Annotated in this window: 16 protein-coding genes and 1 pseudogene; 9 read left to right on the top strand and 8 right to left on the bottom strand. The window is 64.7% G+C overall.

The window, feature by feature from the left end; translation table 11 throughout:
* Positions 1 to 43 precede the first annotated feature (43 nt).
* From AO057_RS06250 to AO057_RS06230, 5 genes are all read right to left on the bottom strand, one after another.
* Positions 44 to 1,138, bottom strand: a complete 1,095-nt coding sequence (locus AO057_RS06250; protein WP_057674814.1) for a class 1 fructose-bisphosphatase — start codon at positions 1,136 to 1,138, stop codon at positions 44 to 46.
* A 15-nt stretch (positions 1,139 to 1,153) separates the two neighbouring features.
* Positions 1,154 to 1,909, bottom strand: a complete 756-nt coding sequence (locus tag AO057_RS06245; RefSeq protein WP_057677193.1) for an HAD-IA family hydrolase — start codon at positions 1,907 to 1,909, stop codon at positions 1,154 to 1,156.
* Positions 1,910 to 1,917: 8 nt separating this feature from the next.
* Positions 1,918 to 2,889 (bottom strand): CbbX protein, encoded by a 972-nt coding sequence (cbbX, locus tag AO057_RS06240; RefSeq protein WP_082605433.1) that lies wholly within the window; start codon positions 2,887 to 2,889, stop codon positions 1,918 to 1,920.
* 65 nt (positions 2,890 to 2,954) lie between these two features.
* On the bottom strand, positions 2,955 to 3,389 hold the full coding sequence (locus AO057_RS06235) for a ribulose bisphosphate carboxylase small subunit (protein ID WP_057674813.1): 435 nt from the start codon (positions 3,387 to 3,389) through the stop codon (positions 2,955 to 2,957).
* 26 nt (positions 3,390 to 3,415) lie between these two features.
* Positions 3,416 to 4,873, bottom strand: coding sequence for a form I ribulose bisphosphate carboxylase large subunit (locus tag AO057_RS06230; protein WP_057674812.1), 1,458 nt, complete (start codon positions 4,871 to 4,873; stop codon positions 3,416 to 3,418).
* Between the two features lie 105 nt (positions 4,874 to 4,978).
* On the opposite strand from AO057_RS06230, the gene AO057_RS06225 reads away from it, so the two are divergent.
* Positions 4,979 to 5,929, top strand: coding sequence for a LysR family transcriptional regulator (locus AO057_RS06225; RefSeq protein ID WP_057674811.1), 951 nt, complete (start codon positions 4,979 to 4,981; stop codon positions 5,927 to 5,929).
* Between the two features lie 64 nt (positions 5,930 to 5,993).
* Entirely contained in the window at positions 5,994 to 6,905 is a 912-nt protein-coding gene (locus AO057_RS06220; RefSeq protein WP_057674810.1) for a LysR family transcriptional regulator, read from the top strand.
* Positions 6,906 to 6,920: 15 nt separating this feature from the next.
* Here the strand turns inward: AO057_RS06220 and AO057_RS06215 are convergent, their stop codons facing one another.
* Positions 6,921 to 7,628, bottom strand: coding sequence for a Crp/Fnr family transcriptional regulator (locus AO057_RS06215; RefSeq protein WP_057674809.1), 708 nt, complete (start codon positions 7,626 to 7,628; stop codon positions 6,921 to 6,923).
* 93 nt (positions 7,629 to 7,721) lie between these two features.
* Between AO057_RS06215 and AO057_RS06210 the strand changes: the two genes are divergently transcribed.
* From AO057_RS06210 to AO057_RS06195, 4 genes are read left to right on the top strand one after another with little or no spacing between them, the layout of a single operon-like run.
* Positions 7,722 to 8,525, top strand: coding sequence for a class II glutamine amidotransferase (locus tag AO057_RS06210; RefSeq protein WP_057674808.1), 804 nt, complete (start codon positions 7,722 to 7,724; stop codon positions 8,523 to 8,525).
* 48 nt (positions 8,526 to 8,573) lie between these two features.
* A complete protein-coding gene (locus AO057_RS06205) occupies positions 8,574 to 9,137 on the top strand; it encodes a TlpA disulfide reductase family protein (RefSeq protein ID WP_082605630.1) in 564 nt (187 codons plus the stop codon).
* 28 nt (positions 9,138 to 9,165) lie between these two features.
* On the top strand, positions 9,166 to 10,074 hold the full coding sequence (locus tag AO057_RS06200; RefSeq protein ID WP_057674807.1) for a 5'-nucleotidase: 909 nt from the start codon (positions 9,166 to 9,168) through the stop codon (positions 10,072 to 10,074).
* Between the two features lie 20 nt (positions 10,075 to 10,094).
* Positions 10,095 to 11,858 carry an ABC transporter ATP-binding protein/permease gene (locus AO057_RS06195; RefSeq protein WP_057674806.1) on the top strand — a complete coding sequence of 588 codons (1,764 nt, stop codon included), beginning with the start codon at positions 10,095 to 10,097 and terminating at the stop codon, positions 11,856 to 11,858.
* On the opposite strand, the gene queC is transcribed toward AO057_RS06195, so the two are convergent.
* Both queC and AO057_RS06185 read right to left on the bottom strand, forming a co-directional pair.
* A complete protein-coding gene (gene queC / locus AO057_RS06190; protein WP_057677190.1) occupies positions 11,855 to 12,562 on the bottom strand; it encodes a 7-cyano-7-deazaguanine synthase QueC in 708 nt (235 codons plus the stop codon). The genes AO057_RS06195 and queC overlap by 4 nt on opposite strands.
* 58 nt (positions 12,563 to 12,620) lie before the next feature.
* Positions 12,621 to 13,145 (bottom strand): hypothetical protein, encoded by a 525-nt coding sequence (locus AO057_RS06185; RefSeq protein ID WP_156404479.1) that lies wholly within the window; start codon positions 13,143 to 13,145, stop codon positions 12,621 to 12,623.
* Between the two features lie 416 nt (positions 13,146 to 13,561).
* Here AO057_RS06185 and AO057_RS06180 point away from each other — a divergent pair, with 416 nt between their 5' ends.
* The 3 genes and pseudogenes from AO057_RS06180 to AO057_RS18500 all read left to right on the top strand — a co-directional run.
* Entirely contained in the window at positions 13,562 to 13,915 is a 354-nt protein-coding gene (locus tag AO057_RS06180) for a type II toxin-antitoxin system RelE/ParE family toxin (RefSeq protein WP_057674804.1), read from the top strand.
* Positions 13,890 to 14,192, top strand: a complete 303-nt coding sequence (locus tag AO057_RS06175) for a helix-turn-helix domain-containing protein (RefSeq protein WP_057674803.1) — start codon at positions 13,890 to 13,892, stop codon at positions 14,190 to 14,192. Before AO057_RS06180 ends, AO057_RS06175 begins: the two co-directional genes overlap by 26 nt.
* A gap of 181 nt (positions 14,193 to 14,373) precedes the next feature.
* Positions 14,374 to 14,463 (top strand): annotated as a pseudogene (locus AO057_RS18500) (toxin-antitoxin system HicB family antitoxin); the annotation flags it as partial.
* Positions 14,464 to 14,642: the final 179 nt, after the last annotated feature.

Raw genomic sequence — 14,642 nt, 5'->3', positions numbered from 1 at the left:
GGAGGTCTCCTGGAGCTAAGAATTCTTTGCGCGGCAACGAGGTTCAGACGCGGAACAGACCGCGCTCGTGAAACAGCGGGCTCTCGTTCTCGATCGCGATGGGCTCGGCGTGGTAGCGCTCGATGCGCTCGACCTCGTTCTTCGAGCCGAACACCAGGCCGATGCGCTGGTGCAGCGAGCTCGGCTGCACCGCCAGCATGGGCTGGCGACCGGTGCTGGCGCGGCCACCGGCCTGCTCCATGATGAAGCCCACGGGGTTGGCCTCGTACAGCAGGCGCAGGCGACCGTTCTTGGCCGGTTCCTTGCTGTCCTTGGGGTACATGAAAACGCCGCCGCGCATCAGGATGCGGTGCGCCTCGGCCACCATGGAGGCGATCCAGCGCATGTTGAAGTCCTTGCCGCGCGCACCCGTCTTGCCGGCCAGGCACTCGTCCACATAACGCCGGATCGGCGACTCCCAGAAACGGCTGTTGGACGCGTTGATGGCAAATTCCTGGGTATCGGCCGGAATCTGCAGTTGCGGGTGCGTCAGCATGAACTCGCCCAGGTTGGGGTCGAGCGTGAAGCCGTTGACGCCGTTGCCCACCGTCAGCACCAGCATGGTGGTGGGGCCGTAGAGCGCATAACCTGCCGCCACCTGCTGCGTGCCGGGCTGCAGGAAGTCGGCTTCCGTCACGTCGCGGCCGCTGGCCACCACCTCCTGCGGTGCACGCAGGATGGAGAAGATGCTGCCCACCGAGACGTTGACGTCGATGTTGCTGGAACCATCGAGCGGATCGAACACCAGCAGGTACTTGCCGCGCGGCTGCTTGGCCGGGATCTGGTAGGGCAGGTCCATCTCCTCGGATGCCATGCCCGCCAGGTGCCCGCCCCACTCGTTGAGGTGCGTGAACAGGTCGTTGCTCAACACGTCGAGCTTCTTCTGCGTCTCGCCCTGCACATTGACAGAGCCTCCGGCTTCGCTGGCCTGGTTGCCCAGAACACCGCCGAGTTCGCCGAAGGCCACGGCGCGCGCGATGGCCTTGCAGGCCAGCGCCACGTCGAGGATCAGCGCATTGAAATCGCCCCGGGCATCCGGGAAACGACGGCGCTCCTCGATCAGGAACTGGGTCAGGGTGGTGCGTTTGGACAGCGGCATGATGGAGGTTTCTCTTTATTGATCGACGGTCAGGAGACGTTCGCCGGACCAGTGCGCCTGGTGCCATAACCGCAGATCGGCCAGGTGCACGTTGCCCAGGTCGGGCAGCACGTGCATCGCGCGGCTGAAATCGTGGTGGCGCGTGTACTGCGTGGGCGTGATCACCGTGGCCAGGCCGGCCAGGGTGGCAGCCTTCAGGCCGTTGCCAGAGTCCTCGAAGGCCAGGCAGGCCCGCGGATCGAGTTGCAGGGTCTGCAGGATCTGTACGTAGACCATGGGGTGCGGCTTCTTCAGCGGTGCCGTGGAGCCGTCGCCAATGGCCGCGAAGGCGTGGCGCCAGCCCGGCCCCATGGCACGGCGCAGCAGGGCCGCGATGTTGACCGGCGAGGTGGTGGTGGCAATGGCCAGCTGCACGCCGGCGCCAGCGGCTTCATCGAACAGTTCGAGGATGCCCGGGCGCAGGCCGACGGCACCGGCGTTGATGGCACCTTCGTAGTAGGCGGTCTTGAGCTCGTGGATGCGATTGACCGTGTCCTGGACGCCCTGGGAATCGATGGCCTTGATGTCGGGGTTGATCTGCTTCCAGTAATGCTGCACGCGCTCCTTGCCGCCGGAAACTTCCAGCAGCTCTGTGTACAGCGCGGCGTCCCAGTGCCAGCCCAGGTCCAGCTCATTGAAGGCGTAGTTGAAGGCCTCCAGATGCAGGCTCTCGGTATCGGCAATGGTGCCGTCGACGTCGAAGATCAGGGCTTGTAGCGTGGGCTGGGTCATGGTGAACCTCACTCGGTTTTAAACAATCGGCTGGCCAGGATGTCCTGCGCCTCGATGGTCGTCAGGTCGTCCCGGGTCAGTTCGCGGTCGCGCTCGGCAAACAGGCGGCTGGCCTGGCGCAGACGGGCCCGGTCCAGCGCGTTGCGCACGCTGCGTGCGTTGGCGAAATGCGGCTGGCTGATGCGCAATTGCAGGTACCGGTCGAAGGCCTCGGCCGCACCGGGGCCGAAGCGGTAATTCTGCGTCCCCAGCATTTTCCCGGAAATCTGCATCAGCTCGCCCACCGAGTAGTCGGGAAAGTCCAGATGGTGGGCGATGCGCGAGGACATGCCGGGGTTGGACTGGAAGAATGTGTCCATCCGGTCCTTGTAGCCGGCCAGGATCACCACCAGATCGTCGCGCTGGTTCTCCATCACCTGCAGCAGGATCTCGATGGCCTCCTGCCCGTAGTCACGCTCGTTCTCGGGGCGGTAGAGGTAATAAGCCTCATCGATGAAGAGCACCCCCCCCATCGCCTTCTTGAGCACTTCCTTGGTCTTGGGTGCCGTGTGGCCGATGTACTGGCCCACCAGGTCGTCACGCGTGACGGCAACGAGATGGCCTTTGCGCACATAACCCAGCCGGTGCAGGATCTGCGCCATGCGCATGGCCACCGTGGTCTTGCCCGTGCCCGGGTTGCCGGTGAAGCTCATGTGCAGGCTCGGCGCCTGACTGGTCAGCCCCAGGTTGATGCGCAGCTTGTCGATCACCAGCAGCGCGGCGATGTCGCGGATGCGCGCCTTGACCGGCGCCAGGCCGACCAGATCGCGCTCCAGCTCGGCCAAGACATCTTCGACCTGCGATTGCGCCAGCACCTGCGCCACGCTGCGCGCGCCGCTGTCCACCATCGCCATGGAGGCGGTGGCATCGGCAGCCGTGTCGGCCTGACCCGCGGGGGCGGCCGCCACGACGCCGGGAATGGAATAGCTGGGGGCACTCATAGATCGAAGCTGTCCTGTCGCGTCAGCCCTGGTGCTTGTGACACCAGGGCTGATCTGCTACTTGATTAATAGCGCTTGCCTTCGGGCTTGTCGGCACCGTAACCGCGCGTGGTATAGCGCAGCGAGCGGCCCTGCATTTCCTGGCGCTCCAGCATGAAGCCGGGCTCGTCCTTGGGCCGGTTGACGATGAAGCTCATCACGATGGACTCGACGCCACGGGTGGAGTCGAAGGCCATCAGGCGGATGTAGTGGCTGGGGAAAGCCTTGCGGCAGTTCTTCACTTCCATCAGCACGCCGGCGGCATCCTGCAGGTCGAACATGGGCATGCCGAACATTTCCCAGTAGGTGTTGCGCGGGTGCGGATCGTCGGTGTATTCCACGCTCCAGGCGTAGCCCTTCTTGAGGCCGTATTCGATCTGCAGCGTGATCTCGGCGTCGCTCAGGTCGGGCAGGAAGCTGAACTGGCCCTGGGTCAGGCGGCCGGTGGGGTTGCTCATCATGATTCGGTTCTCCTGTATGCGTGGTTTCAGGCCACGGCGGGCGTGACGGCGAAGTCGCTGCTGTCGGTGGACTGGTAGTTGAAGCTGATGTCGCCCCAGGTGTCCAGCGCGGCCTTGAGCGGACCACAGGTCTGGGCGGCCTTCTTCAGGATCTCCGGACCTTCGTTCTTGATGTCCTTGCCTTCGTTGCGGGCCTTGACCATGCATTCGAGCGCCACGCGGTTGGCCACGGCACCCGCCTGGATGCCCTGCGGGTGGCCGATGGTGCCGCCGCCGAACTGCAGGATCACGTCGTCGCCGAACAGGTCGATCAGCTGGTGCATCTGGCCGGCGTGGATGCCGCCCGAAGCCACCGGCATGACCTTCTTGGTGTCGGCCCAGTCCTGGTCGAAGAACAGGCCGCGCGGCAGGTCGGTCTTGGTGTAGCTGTCGCGGCAGACGTTGTAGTAACCCTGCACGGTCATCGGGTCGCCTTCGAGCTTGCCCACGGCGGTACCGGTATGCAGGTGGTCGACACCGGCCATGCGCAGCCACTTGGCGATCACGCGGAAGGACACGCCATGGTTCTTCTGGCGGGTGTAGGTGCCATGACCGGCACGGTGCATGTGCACGATCATGTCGTTCTTGCGGGCCCAGTTGGCCATGGACTGGATCGCGGACCAGCCGATCACCAGGTCGAGCATGATCACCACCGAACCCAGCTCCTTGGCGAACTCGGCGCGCTCGTAGATGTCTTCCATCGTGGCGCCGGTCACGTTCAGGTAGCTGCCCTTGACCTCGCCGGTCACGGCCTGCGCCTTGTTGACGCCGTCCATCACATACAGGAAACGGTCACGCCAGTGCATGAAAGGCTGCGAGTTGATGTTCTCGTCGTCCTTCATGAAGTCCAGGCCGCCCTTGAGGCCTTCGTAGATCACACGGCCGTAGTTGCGGCCGGAGAGGCCCAGCTTGGGCTTGGTGGTGGCGCCCAGCAGGGGGCGGCCGAACTTGTCCAGGCGCTCGCGCTCGACCACCAGGCCGGTCGGCGGGCCCTTGAAGGTCTTGAGGTAGGCCACCGGGATGCGGATGTCTTCCAGGCGGGCGGCCTTCAGCGGCTTGAACGAGAACACGTTGCCGATCAGGCTGGCCGTCATGTTGGAGATCGAGCCCTCTTCGAACAGGATCAGGTCATAGGCCACCCAGGCGAAATACTGGCCCGGGTTGTTCGGCACCGGCTGCACCTTGTAGGCCTTGGCGCGGTAGCTGTCGCAGGCGGTCAGGCGGTCGGTCCATACCACCGTCCAGGTGGCGGTGGAGGATTCGCCGGCCACGGCGGCGGCGGCCTCTTCCGGATCAACGCCCTCCTGCGGGGTGATGCGGAACAGGCAGATGGTGTCCGTCTCCTTGGGCACGTAGTCGGGCATCCAGTAGCCCATCTGCTTGTATTTCAGGACGCCTGCGCTGTAGCGCTTCTTGGCATCGGTGATCTGGGTCGAGTCGCTCATCAATTGCTCCTGAGGGGGATGAAAGCTGGTATGGGATGAAATATAAGAAAATCTGGAAATAAGGTAAATTCAAACTTTATTTGCTTTTGATTAAGTGATTGCTTAATGAAGAACGCCACCTTTCGCCAACTCCGGGTGTTCAACGAGGTCGCGCGCCAGCTCAGCTTCAGCAAGGCTGCGCAGGCGCTGCACCTGTCGCCGCCGGCCGTGACCATGCAGATCAAGGAGCTCGAAGGCCATGTCGGCCTGCCGCTGTTCGAGCGCAGCGGCCGTCAGGTGGCGCTGACCACGGCGGGTGAATACATGCTGGTCTATGCGCGCAAGATCCTCGCCACGCTCAAGGACGCCGAGGACGCCGCCGCGCGCCTGCAGAAGCTGGAAGTGGGCACGCTGACCATCGGCATGGTCAGCACGGCCAAGTACTTCCTGCCGCGCCTGCTGGCCGAGTTCCAGCGTGAGCACGAGGGCATCGAGGTCAAGCTGATCGTCGGCAACCGCGAACGGCTGATCCAGATGCTGCAGGGCAACGAGGTGGACATTGCCATCATGGGCCGCCCCCCGAAGGAGATGGCCACGCGCGCCGAGCCCTTTGCTGCCCACCCGCACGTCTTCGTGGCACCGGTGGACCACCCCCTGCTGCGGCGCGGCCACCTGACGGTGCCAGCCCTGCAGCCCTACAGCTTCATCGTGCGCGAGCAGGGCTCGGGCACGCGTGCGGCCATGGAGAAGTTCTTCGAGGCGGCCCATTTCGAGCCCAAGGTGAACATGGAAATGTCGAGCAACGAAACCATCAAGCAGGCCGTCATGGCCGGCATGGGCCTGAGCTTCCTCTCCTTGCACACCATCGGCCTGGAACTGGACAACCAGCTGCTGTCCATCCTGGAAGTCGAGGGCAGCCCGGTGGTGCGCGCCTGGAACGTGGTGCACACCCTGTCCAAGCTGCTGTCGCCGCCAGCCGAGGCCTTCCGCTACTTCATCCTCGAGCGCGGCGAGGTCTTCCTGGCCGGGCAGTTCGGCCGCCATATCCGCATGGACCCGGCCGCACCGCCAGCCTGAAGCAACCCATCAATAAAATATAATATTTGCTCTAGTTAATATCAGTATTTACTGATTCGAGTTCATGCGCAACTACACGCTCAAGCAGCTGCAGACCTTCATTGAAGTCGCCCGCGAAAAATCGGTCTCCCGGGCAGCCGAACGCCTTTTTGTCACGCAACCCGCCGTGTCCATGCAGATCCGCCAGCTGGAAGAGGCCTTCGGCCTTTCGCTGATAGAACCGGTCGGCCGTAACATCCAGCTCACGCATGCCGGTCTGGAGTTCCTGACCCACGCCATCGCCGCCCTGGGTAAGCTCAAGGACCTGGAAGCCAGCATGGCCGAGCATGTGGGCGCCAAGAAAGGCCGCATCGAACTGGGCATCGTCAGCACCGCGAAGTACTTCGTGCCCATGCTGCTGGTGCGCTTCACCAGGCTGATGCCGGGCATCGACATCGCGCTGCACATCGACAACCGCGACAACATCCTGGGCATGCTCTCGCGCAACGAGCTGGATCTGGTGATCATGGGGCGCGCCCCGGCCAACCTCGACTGCGAGGCCACGCCTTTTGCCAGCAACCCGCTGGGCATCGTGGCGCCGCCGGACCACCCGCTGGTGCGCCGCAAGCGCATGGCTTTCGACATCCTCAAGGACCACCCCTTTGTCGTGCGCGAGCAGGGTTCCGGCACGCGCGCGGCCATGGAGCGCCTGTTCGAGCAGTACGAGATGCCGATCAAGGTGGCCATGGAGATGCCCAGCAACGAGACCATCAAGCAGGCCGTCATGGCCGGCATGGGCCTGGCCTTCCTCTCCATGCGCACGGTGCGCCACGAACTGGCCGCCGGCCACCTGGCCCTGCTGGACATCAGCGGCATGCCCATCGTCGGCAAGTGGTACGTCACCCACCTGAGCCAGAAAAAGCTCTCGCCCGCGGCGCAATCGTTCAAGAAATTCCTGATCGAACAGGCCGAGCCGCTGATCGACTCCTGGGCCTGAGCGCCCCGCGCCCGATCAGGCCGCCTGCAGCAGGCGCTGCGGCTCGTGCAGGCGGTAGACGCGGCCCTGCTTGTCCAGCGGCTCAATCACCGCTTCCCGCACCAGGCGGCTGACCTCGCGGCTCACGGTTTCGAGCTTCAGGTCCAGCATGGCGCCCATGTCGTCGCGCGCGAACAGGGTGACGGTATGGCCGTCGGTCGGGCTGCGCATCTTGAGAATGAAGTTGGAGACACGCTGGCGCGCCGTGCCAAAGTTCAGGTCGGCCAGCCAGTCGTCGGCGTCCTTCAGCGCCCCCTGCCACTTCTGCATCAGCCGCAGGTGCAGGCGCGGGCTGCTCGCGCCCAGGGTGTGGATCACCTCCAGCGGAATGCGACAGACGGCGATCCCGGTCAGGGCCACGGCATCACAGTCGAAATGCCCGCCGCCCAGAGCCTCCAGCCCCGCCACGTCGCCCGGCCGCAGTACGCGCACGATGCGCTGGCGCCCGTCGGCCGTGACCCGCACCAGCTTGATCATGCCGCGGCGCAGCGTGTAGATCCCCTGGGCCCGCGATCCCTCGGTGTACAGCGCCTCGCCGGCTGCGAATTCGAGATCGTCGATCGGCGCATGGATCATGCCGAAATCCTGCTCGTTCAGGTCGGCGAACAGCACCATGTCGCGGATGCCGCAGCTGCGGCAATCGGAGGTGCCGCGCCAGGCGGATTCGGTCTTGATCGGAATCATGGCTGCATCGTGGATGGGATCGCCCCAGGATACCCCCAAGTGTATAGTGGACCCTCCCATCCTGTCTGGATCGCCACCAGAACCCGACACCGCATGTGTGAACTGCTTGCCATCTCCAGCCGGCAGGCCACCCGCCTGAGCTTCTCGCTCACGGCGCTGGCCGGACACAGCACGCCCGGCCACAGCGCGCGCGACGGTTGGGGTGTGGCCTGGTACGAAGACCGCCAGGTGGTGCTGCACCGTGAAGCCGGGCCGGCCAGCGACAGCCCCCTGGCCAGGCAGCTCGCCAGCGCAGGGCCGCCCACGACACTGGCCATCTCGCACATCCGCCATGCCACGCGTGGCGCCCGCACGCTGGCCAACACCCAGCCCTTCGTGCGTGAACTCGGCGGTCGCAGCCATGTCTTTGCCCACAATGGCGATCTGCCCGGCCTGGCCGCTGACCCACGCTACACACCCGGACGTTTCGAGCCGGTCGGCGACACCGACTCCGAACATGCTTTTTGCGCCCTGCTGGCGCGTCTGGCACCCCTGTGGCAGGCAGGCACGCCCGGCCTGCAGGAGCGGCTCGACGCCGTCGCCGGCTTTGCGGCCGAACTGCAGGCCTACGGTCCGGCCAATTTCCTCTACGCCGATGGCGAGACCTTGTTTGCCCACAGCCACCGCCGCACCCAGGCCGACGGGCGCATCGCCCCACCGGGCCTGCACTGGCTGCAGCGCAGCTGCGCACAGGAGAGCGAGCCGCTGCTGGCCGATGGCGTCTGCGTGGGCTGCGGTTACCAGCAGGTGCTGCTGCTGGCCAGCGTGCCGCTGAGCCAGGAACCCTGGTTGGCGCTGGCCGAGGGCGAAACCGTGGCCGTACGCGGTGGTCAACTGCTGGCGCGCCGCCGGGCCTGAGGGCTCACCCCGATGGCGCCGCCCTGGTCAGGCGCTAAGATCATCGGCATGAATCCGCAACGCAGACACTTGGTCGCCGGCAGCGCCCTCTTCGCCGGCAGCCTGGCCCTGGGCCGGTCCGCAGGAGCGCAGACTGCCGCAGCCGCGCCCTCCTCGCCCGGGGTCGAGGCCAAGGCCGGCCCTCTGCCCTCCGTGGGCACGCCGCTGGTCCTGCCCGACGTGCCGCTGCTCGACGGCACGGTGTTCCGCCCGGCCCAGGCCGAAGGCCGGGTGCTGGCCATCTACTGGTGGGCCAGCACCTGCCCCTTCTGCGCGCTGCAAAGCCCGGAGATGCAGAAGCTCTGGGACTCACAGCGCGCCCTGGGTGGCAAGGGCCTGCAGCTGCTCACCCTGTCCATCGACCGCAAGCCCGAAGACGCGCTGGCCTATCTGAAAAAAAAGGGCTATACCTTCCCCGTGGGCTTCGTCACCCCGGCGATCCATCGTGTCTTGCCCAAACCCAGGGGCCTGCCCATCACCCTGATCCGCGGGCGCGACGGCCGGCTGCTGCAGGCCGAAAAAGGCCAGCTCTTCCCGGAAGACGTGGAACTGCTGGCACGCTGGGCCGCCTGAAATCCGGCAATAACAAAGGGCAGACACCATGGGTGCATCACTGGACGGCAAGCTCGTCGTCGCCATTTCCTCGCGGGCCCTGTTCGACTTCGAGGAAGAGAACAAGGTCTTCGAGCACGGCCACGGCCCGCACAAGGACCGCGCCTACATGAAGCTGCAGCTCGACAAGCTCGACGAACCGGCCAAGCCCGGCGTGGCCTTCTCCATGGTCAAAAAACTGCTGGCCTTCAACGACAGCAACGCCCAGCGCGTGGAGGTGGTGATCCTCTCGCGCAACGACCCGGTCTCGGGCATGCGCGTGTTCCGCTCGGCCCAGCACTACGGCCTGCCCATCGAGCGTGGCAGCTTCACGCGCGGCCAGTCGCCCTGGCGCTACCTCAAGCCCCTGCACGCCAACCTCTTCCTCTCGGCCAACCCCGAGGACGTGCGCGCGGCCCTGGCCCAGGGCTTTCCGGCGGCCACCGTGGCCACGCATTCGGTGCGCGCCCAGGACAACCACCCGCACGAGGTGCGCATCGCCTTCGACGGCGACGCTGTGCTGTTCAGCGACGAGGCCGAACGCGTGTTCCAGGCCGAAGGGCTCAACGCCTTCCAGCAGCACGAGCGCGACAAGGCGCACCAGCCCCTGCTGGCCGGCCCCTTCAAGCCCCTGCTGGCCGCGCTGCACCGGTTGCAGCAGGAGGGCACACCCAGCATGCGCATCCGCACCGCGCTGGTGACGGCACGCAGCGCCCCGGCGCATGAACGCGCCATCCGCACCCTGATGGACTGGCACATCGAGGTCGACGAGGCGATGTTCCTGGGCGGCCTGCCCAAGGGCGAGTTCCTGCGCGAGTTCGAACCCGATTTCTTCTTCGACGACCAGACCGGCCACATCGAATCGGCTGCACAGCACGTGCCCTCGGGACATGTGGCCAGCGGCGTCTCCAACCCCTGATTTTTCCGCGAGGCACATTCATGTCCCTGCTCAAGAAGGCGGCGGAGTTCAAGACCTTCCTCGTCCGCACCTGGGCGCTGTCGCTGCCCTACTTCAAGTCCGAGGAGAAATGGAAGGCGCGCGCCCTGCTCGCGTCCATCATCGGACTCAACCTCGGTTTCGTCTACACGCTGGTGCTGTTCAACGAGTGGAACCGCTTTTTCTACGACGCGCTGCAGGAAAAGAACTACCCCGTGTTCCTGGAGCAGCTGCTGCGCTACACGGTGCTGGCCTTCATCTACATCATCATCGCGGTCTACAAGTTCTACCTGACCCAGCAGCTGGAAATCCGCTGGCGTGCCTGGATGACGCGCCACTACGTGAAGCGCTGGCTCGGCCATCAGGTCTATTACCACCTGGAACTCACGCGCTACGCCCAGCTGGCGCCCGACCAGTCACCCGACAACCCGGACCAGCGCGTGCAGGAAGACCTGAACCTCTTCACCACCCGCACCGTGAGCCTGAGCATGGAGCTGCTCAACGCGGTGGTGACCTTCATCAGCTTCGTGGGCATCCTGTGGGCCCTGAGCGGTGAGTTCACCTTCAACTGGGGCGGCACGGAATTCGCCATCCCCGGCTTCATGCTCTGGGTGGCCATCCTCTACTGCGCCGTGGGCACCGTGCTCACCCACTACGTGGGCCGCAAACTGATCCCGCTGAACTACGAGCAGCAGCGCCGCGAGGCCGACTTCCGCCACCACCTGGTGCGCGTGCGCGAGTACAGCGAAGCCATCGCCCTGGACCGCGGCGAGGCGGTGGAGAACCAGCAGCTCAAGCTGCGCTTCGACCATGTGCTGCGCAACTATCTGCAGCTGATCGACGCCAAGAAGCGCCTGACCATGTTCACCTCCACCTTCTACCAGGCCTCTTCGGTGTTCCCCTTCCTGGTGGCGGCGCCACGTTTCTTCAGCGGCGCCATCCAGCTCGGCGCCATGATGCAGATCGCCTCGGCCTTCAGCCGTGTGCAGGACTCGCTCTCCTGGTTCATCGACAACTACGACAACCTCGCGGCCTGGCGCGCCACCACCGACCGCCTGACGCATTTCGAGGCCGCCATCGTGGCCGCCAGCCGCCCCGCCAAGCTGCACCACGAGCCCGGCAACGGCAGCGGCCTGCAGGTCAGCAACCTCTCGCTGGACCTGCCCACGGGCAGCCGCCTGCTGGCGCACACCGCACTGCAGGTCAGGGCGGGCGACAGCATCCTGCTGCGCGGTCCCTCGGGCAGCGGCAAGTCCACGCTGTTTCGCGCACTCGCCGGCATCTGGCCGCTGGCCTCGGGCCACGTGACGCTGCCCGCGTCCAGCATGTTCATCCCGCAGCACCCCTACTTCCCCAATGCCAGCCTGCGCGATGCCCTGGCCTACCCCGAAGCGGCCGGGAACTATGACGAGGAAACGCTGAAACAGGCCCTGCGCGAGGCCCTGCTGCCGCAACTGGTGGACCAGCTCGACGTAATCGACGCCTGGGGCCAGAAACTCTCGGGGGGCGAACTGCAGCGCCTGGCGCTGGCGCGCGTGTTCCTGAAGAAGCCAGCCTGGATCTTTGCCGACGAAGCCACCAGCGCGCTGGACGAGGAAGCCGAGAAGACCCTCTACCGCAAGCTGATCGAACTGGTGAAGGCCGGCAACGGCGCTATTGTTTCAATAGCACACCGGCAGACCGTGGCCGCTTTCCACGACCACACCTGGACACTGGAAAAGTCCAGCGACGAATCCGTGGCGCGCTTCGAGTTGAAGCAGGCTTAAGTCGTCGCGCCACCTGCCCGGTAGCGCTCCCACCCCCGCGCGCGCAGCTCGCAAGCCGGGCAGGTGCCACAGCCGTAGCCCCAGGCGTGGCGGTGGGCGCGGTCGCCCAGGTAGCAGGTGTGGGTGTGCTCGACGATCAGGTCCACCAGCGCCTTGCCGCCCAGGGCCTCGGCCAAACGCCAGGTGTCGGCCTTGTCGATCCACATCAGCGGCGTCTCGATCAGATAGCGCTTGTCCATGCCCAGTGACAGCGCCAGTTGCATGGCCTTCATGGTGTCGTCGCGGCAATCGGGGTAACCCGAGAAATCGGTCTCGCACACGCCCGTCACGATGACCTGCAGGTCGCGCCGGTAGGCCACGGCAGCGGCCAGCGTGAGGAACAGCAGGTTGCGCCCGGGCACGAAGGTGTTGGGCAGGCCGCTGGACTCCATCTTGAAAGCGGTCTCGCGCGTGAGAGATGTCTCGCTCACGGCGCCCAGCACGGCCAGGTCCAGCATGTGGTCCTGGCCCAGCTTGGGCGCCCAGTGCGGGAACTGGCGACGGATCTCGGCCAGCACCTGCACGCGGGCTTCCAGCTCCACATGGTGGCGCTGGCGGTAGTCAAAGGCGATGGTTTCGACGCGCTCGTAAGTCTTGAGGGCGTGGGCCAGGCAGGTGGTGGAATCCTGCCCGCCGGAGAAAAGGACGAGGGCGGTCTTGTGCAGCATGAGCCTATGGTATCGCCCCCTTGGCAGGAACCGTGCGGCCCTTGCTGGGCCCGGCTTACTCCGGCTTCTCGGTCTTCTTGATCCGGTTCGGCGAATAAGTCAGCACTTCCTTGGCAATCACACCTGGTGTGGCCATGGGATCCGCATTGCGGCTGGCGGCCTGGCTCTGCGCCTGGATCTGCTGGTTCACACCCGGATTCTGGGCCGGGTTGTTCTGCATCCAGATCTCGACCACGCGCGCGCTGGCGCTCCAGACCGCGTGCATATGGTCGATCAGCATCTTGGACAGGGGTTCCTTGGGCGGCGCCTCTTCCTGCCGGGCCACGGTTTCCTTGCGCTGCGTCCAGTCCTTGGACGAGTTGTCGGCCTGGCTGCCACCTTGCAGCGGGTCGGCCTTGGCGGCCGCCTGGTTGGCCTGGGCCTGCACTACGGGGTTGATGTCGTTCACCACGCCGGCAGACTCCTGCACGGGCGCCGGCGGATTCACCGGCGCCACCGGGATCACCCTGGCAGCGGCAGGCGCAACTACCTCCGAGCCGGCCGGCCGGATGGCTGTTCGCTCAATGTTAGGTAGTTGCATGATGGCTATTCACCTCAGCCCGGAAGCGGGAGGCTTTTATCCTGTTACGTACATTGGTTAACGGCAGAAATGGGGGCTTATTTAGGCCTATTTTCAAAAAACTTGGGGCTTGGGCGCTCCGAAACCCCGTGGAATGTCGCTCAACCGGTCATTGCTGGACTTTTTAGCTCATTTCAGCCAAAAACAAGGGCGCCCGGCTGGTGGCCGGGCGCCCTTGGGATCTGCCTGAGTCGAAGGACTCCTATTGCCAGTTCGCCGCGATCACCGGGATCAGGGTTGCAGCGTAGTTTTCCGGCAAGGTGGTCTGACCAGCGGCTGGCGGCGTGAAAGCTGCCATGGCTTGCGCCTTCCGTTTCCGTAAATGATGAGCCTCATGCTGATATCGAGCTTGACTCGATATCATCGTATTTGGATAAATGTCGGCATGGCATGAAACGCTTAAGTTCGTGGGAGACAGCCAAACGGCTATGGCAAACTTCCCTTTGAATGCCAAGCGTGAGGCGGGGTTTGAGCTGTGGCAGGTTCAACTGGGTCTGATGCCGTCGGACTTCAAACCCATGCCCACAGTGGGTGCGGGTGCCTATGAGATGCGGGTGAAGACGCAAGGCCAGTGGCGTGTGATCTATGTCGCCAAGCATGCTGATGCGGTGTATGTGCTGCATTGTTTTTACAAGACCACGCCCAAGACGGCACAACCCGACATTGACTCGTCAGCGAAACGATACGAACTGTTTGGAGTGCAGCATGGCACGAAAGAAAATCGATCCTGATGCGCAAGTGACCGCATCGAGCGGCAATGTGTTTGCCGACCTGGGCTTTGCGCCTGGCGAGGCGGCGGTATTGGCGCTGCGCGCTCACTTGATGGGGCGGCTGCGGCTGCTGATCGAAGAGCGGGGTTGGAGCCAGGTGCAAGCGGCTGAGCAGTTGGGTATTGGGCAGTCGCGGGTGAGCGACCTGGTGCGTGGCAAGTGGGATAAGTTCAGCCTGGACATGCTCATTACCCTCGCCACCCGGGCGGGCAAGCGGTTGAAGGTGGCATTGGCCTGAGTGACACAACGAACGCAAATACCTACAAGGGCTACACCGCCAAGGTGGAGTACTGCGACGGAGACGAGTGCTTCATCGGACGAATTCCGGCACCCGCGCCATGCTCGGCTCTGACGAAGAAAGCGCTTTCTGTGACGCGGTGGACAACTCGGCACGCGGGTAAGAGTGCAAGAAGCCCCTCTCCGGCCGAATGACGCTACGCCTGCCCAGTCTGGTGCATGCGCGTGTCAGCTTCGCTGCCGCACGCGCGGGCCCGGGTTTCAACCATTAGGCAGCTCCAGCCTCTGAGCAGGCAACGCAGTCCTAAAAGCCAGGCCGCCGCATACTGCCCACCGCGCATCTTTCAGAGATCGACTACAGGTCCTCTGGCATTAAGCAGCCGCTAGAAAAAAAGGTCTGTCCAATACAACCGGCCCACAGGTCGAAAGCAGCCTGCCGCTGCGCCGCTGC

Origin of the sequence: Curvibacter sp. PAE-UM (genome assembly GCF_001432305.1) — a bacterium.
GTDB lineage: Bacteria > Pseudomonadota > Gammaproteobacteria > Burkholderiales > Burkholderiaceae_C > Hylemonella.
This window is presented reverse-complemented; position numbering and strand designations above follow the sequence as displayed.

Excerpts from the sequence above, each read along its gene's own strand:
- AO057_RS06245 (WP_057677193.1), bottom strand. The coding sequence starts at position 1,909 with ATGACCCAGCCCACGCTACAAGCCCTGATCTTCGACGTCGACGGCACC.
- AO057_RS06250 (WP_057674814.1), bottom strand. The coding sequence starts at position 1,138 with ATGCCGCTGTCCAAACGCACCACCCTGACCCAGTTCCTGATCGAGGAG.
- AO057_RS06235 (WP_057674813.1), bottom strand. The coding sequence starts at position 3,389 with ATGATGAGCAACCCCACCGGCCGCCTGACCCAGGGCCAGTTCAGCTTC.
- AO057_RS06180 (WP_057674804.1), top strand. The coding sequence starts at position 13,562 with ATGTCGGCATGGCATGAAACGCTTAAGTTCGTGGGAGACAGCCAAACG.
- AO057_RS06205 (WP_082605630.1), top strand. The coding sequence starts at position 8,574 with ATGAATCCGCAACGCAGACACTTGGTCGCCGGCAGCGCCCTCTTCGCC.
- AO057_RS06225 (WP_057674811.1), top strand. The coding sequence starts at position 4,979 with ATGAAGAACGCCACCTTTCGCCAACTCCGGGTGTTCAACGAGGTCGCG.
- AO057_RS06200 (WP_057674807.1), top strand. The coding sequence starts at position 9,166 with ATGGGTGCATCACTGGACGGCAAGCTCGTCGTCGCCATTTCCTCGCGG.
- AO057_RS06220 (WP_057674810.1), top strand. The coding sequence starts at position 5,994 with ATGCGCAACTACACGCTCAAGCAGCTGCAGACCTTCATTGAAGTCGCC.
- cbbX (WP_082605433.1), bottom strand. The coding sequence starts at position 2,889 with ATGAGTGCCCCCAGCTATTCCATTCCCGGCGTCGTGGCGGCCGCCCCC.
- AO057_RS06195 (WP_057674806.1), top strand. The coding sequence starts at position 10,095 with ATGTCCCTGCTCAAGAAGGCGGCGGAGTTCAAGACCTTCCTCGTCCGC.
- AO057_RS06215 (WP_057674809.1), bottom strand. The coding sequence starts at position 7,628 with ATGATTCCGATCAAGACCGAATCCGCCTGGCGCGGCACCTCCGATTGC.
- AO057_RS06185 (WP_156404479.1), bottom strand. The coding sequence starts at position 13,145 with ATGCAACTACCTAACATTGAGCGAACAGCCATCCGGCCGGCCGGCTCG.
- AO057_RS06230 (WP_057674812.1), bottom strand. The coding sequence starts at position 4,873 with ATGAGCGACTCGACCCAGATCACCGATGCCAAGAAGCGCTACAGCGCA.
- AO057_RS06210 (WP_057674808.1), top strand. The coding sequence starts at position 7,722 with ATGTGTGAACTGCTTGCCATCTCCAGCCGGCAGGCCACCCGCCTGAGC.
- AO057_RS06175 (WP_057674803.1), top strand. The coding sequence starts at position 13,890 with ATGGCACGAAAGAAAATCGATCCTGATGCGCAAGTGACCGCATCGAGC.